The following is a 2,907-nucleotide window of genomic DNA, read 5'->3' on the forward strand; positions in this document are numbered from 1 at the left end:
GCGCAGGAATTGCGAACGGATTTGTCGGCTGTTCAGGCCTATGTTGCTCAAGATGGTCAAAGACAGGAAAGCTTACAGCGCTATACTCGTGAGGAGAGCGCGAGACAAGCAAGAGCAGTTCGTGAGCAGATATCCAGAGATTATGTAGGGAAATCAAGCTATCAAGAAGACGTGGAGGGGATTCATCGGAGAATTGAAGGAGTTAAAACGAGTGCGAATAGAGAAATAACTAGCCAAATAGCTAGCTATCGTCAATCTGCCGACGGGACATTTAGGGATATTTCAAGCCAAATAACAACTTATAAGCAGGATATGACCAGGAACATTGCGAACCTATCCCATCAACTGGCAGGTAAGGTAGAGACTACTGACTTCCAGCGTGTTAAGGAAACCAGTGAACTTTACGAGCGGATTTTGGGCAATAGTGAAAATGGAATTGCGGATAAGGTTGCTCGCATGGCTATGACCAATCAACTGTTTCAGGTTGAGGTTGGGAAATATAGTGTAAGCGGCCCTAACCTCATTAAGAATAGTGATTTTAAAAATGATACGAATAAATGGGGCTCAACTCAAAATTTAGGAAGATTGGTTAAGCATAGCTTTTATCACAACGGGCAGAAAGACCTTATGCGTTTAAGCAATGCAACTAAAAACAAAAACTTTTTGTCTAGTCACCGTTTTAATCTTGAACGAAATACTGACTATGTACTGAATTTTAGAGGATTTAACAACAGTGCTCTAGCAAGCTATGATGTTTATATTTTGGGACGAAGAGCAGGCGAGAGCGATGGATTCACAATCTTTAAGAAAGTTGTTAGCAGCAAGAAACTATCTACCTCTAGATGCGAAGATGTCTCAGTAACTTTTAATTCCGGAGAAATGGATAATGCTTACATTCGTTTTGAGAACAATGGCTCATCATCAGGAACAGCTGATTTGTATATTACAGAAGTTGACTTGTACAAAGGTTATAAACCTAGAACATGGCAACCACATCCAGAAGATGCAGTCGCAGATGCGAATAAGAAGCTTGAAGCAACGCAAACAAAAATGACTCAACTAGCTGGCTCCTGGTTGGTTCAAAACATCAACAGTGCAGGTGATTTGATTTCGGGTATCAATCTAGGAGCCAATGGTCATAATCGTCTTTCTGGGAAATTAACCCATATAACAGGCGAGACCCTGATTGACAGAGCAGTCATCAAGTCTGCCATGGTTGATAAGTTGAAGACAGCTAATTTTGAATCAGGTTCAGTAACGACAGCTGTTTTAGCTGCCGAAGCGGTCACAGCTGATAAGGTAAAGTTTGATCATGCCTTTATTCGAAAACTTATTGCCAACGACGCCTTTATTGGAGAACTAACTTCTAAACGTATCTTTGCGACTAAGATTGAATCAGTTGTGAATCGCTCGACTTTCTTAGAAGCTTATCAGGGTCAAATAGGAGGGTTTACAATTGGTCGTTTTGCTCAAGGAAGAGGTCGCTGGATTTCTGGTGTCAACCAATTCTCGGTCGGCATGGGAAACGGCGAAGGCGGAAGCTACAATGGCGAAAATACCGCATTTTGGGCGAACTGGGGTTACAATTGGAACAGTCCTGGCCCCAATGCTTGGTATGTGACAACGTTAGGAGACATGCATTGCCGAAACGGAGCAAATTTCCACGGTAGGGTTGACTTTTCGAATTCATCGAGAGCAAACTTCTATGGGAATACTACTTTTTCTCGTTCTCCTGTGTTTTTAAATGGTATCGAACTTGGAAGTAAAGATGTGCTTGGTGATGGTTGGAATCCCAAAGGCGGAAGGAATGCGGTTGTTTGGTGGAATCAGGTCGGTAGCGGTAGCGTGAAGTATTGGATGGAACAAAAATCAGACAGACGCTTAAAAGAGAACATCACAGATACAGCTGTGAAAGCCTTGGACAAAATCAACAGATTAAGAATGGTTGCATTTGATTTCATCGAAAGTAAGAAACATGAGGAGATTGGTCTAATAGCTCAAGAGGCTGAAACCATCGTTCCAAGAATTGTCTCACGAGATCCTGAGAATCCAGATGGCTATCTACATATAGACTATACCGCTTTAGTTCCTTACTTAATCAAGGCCATTCAAGAATTAAATCAAAAAATAGAAAAAATGGAGAACAGACATGGATAATCACACAATCGACAAGCTAGTCGCTGAGTCGCTCGTCGACCGTTTGGCTGATATCGAATTGAACTATGCGCATTTAAATGTACACCATAGGCTGGCTTTGGCTGAATTACAGGCCTTTAAGGCGGTGCTGGAATATGACCCAGCGCTTAAAGAACTTTTTGACGAAACACAAGCGAAAATGAAAGGAAATAAGGAATGAATTACGAAGTAGCAATCAATCCCTACTTGAAAGGTGGGGAAAATGTAACAGTTGTCGCAATCAAGATGGAAAACAAGGGGCGCTATTCTTATGAGCAGTGCGAATTGCCAGGTGACCATACACAGGATAGTGAGGACGCCCTTATCCAAGCGGTTTTGGAATTGGTTCGCACCGAACTGGACCCAACAAGCGCCATTGTCAAGAACCAAGAACAACTGGCTAAGACGACGGAAGCGCTGGAGAGAGCCAACCAGCTCATGGATGGCATGCAGAAGGTCAATCTCCAGAATGCTCAGGATATTGAGGATATCTTAGCGCGATTGGAAGAGCTGGAAGCTCAAGGAGAGCCTGACCAGGGGGAGAAAGAGGAGACCGACGAGGACACCCCTCAGGTTACGGACACAGAAAACCAAGCTGAAGAAGCACAACCAACCCCAGCGGTAGAAGATAAGAAAGAAAGCGAGAAAGAAGATGACATTTCTGAAACGACAAACCAAGAGAGCCCTAGTGAAGACAATGGAGGTAGCAGCAATGAGTAAGATTACACTAGA

The 2,907-nt window shown here is 43.1% G+C and carries 3 protein-coding genes; all 3 read left to right on the forward strand.

Annotated elements, in window-relative coordinates; translation table 11 throughout:
- Window positions 1-2,157: tail fiber domain-containing protein (locus tag HT678_RS10910; RefSeq protein ID WP_172925023.1), on the forward strand; the 2,157-nt coding region annotated here is incomplete at its 5' end.
- The gene (locus HT678_RS10915; RefSeq protein ID WP_000368698.1) at window positions 2,150-2,356 is read left to right on the forward strand and encodes a hypothetical protein; all 207 of its coding nucleotides are present in this window, start codon (window positions 2,150-2,152) and stop codon (window positions 2,354-2,356) included. The genes HT678_RS10910 and HT678_RS10915, both read left to right, overlap by 8 nt.
- Window positions 2,353-2,895: a hypothetical protein gene (locus HT678_RS10920; RefSeq protein ID WP_001105678.1), complete on the forward strand. Its 543-nt coding sequence runs from the start codon at window positions 2,353-2,355 to the stop codon at window positions 2,893-2,895. The genes HT678_RS10915 and HT678_RS10920 overlap by 4 nt, the downstream gene beginning before the upstream one ends.
- Window positions 2,896-2,907: the final 12 nt, after the last annotated feature.

Source organism: Streptococcus sp. 3167 (assembly GCF_013277175.1).
GTDB lineage: Bacteria > Bacillota > Bacilli > Lactobacillales > Streptococcaceae > Streptococcus > Streptococcus pseudopneumoniae.

What these genes read in the sequence shown, in the direction of transcription:
- HT678_RS10915 (WP_000368698.1), top strand. Translation starts at nt 2,150, where the DNA reads ATGGATAATCACACAATCGACAAGCTAGTCGCTGAGTCGCTCGTCGAC.
- HT678_RS10920 (WP_001105678.1), top strand. Translation starts at nt 2,353, where the DNA reads ATGAATTACGAAGTAGCAATCAATCCCTACTTGAAAGGTGGGGAAAAT.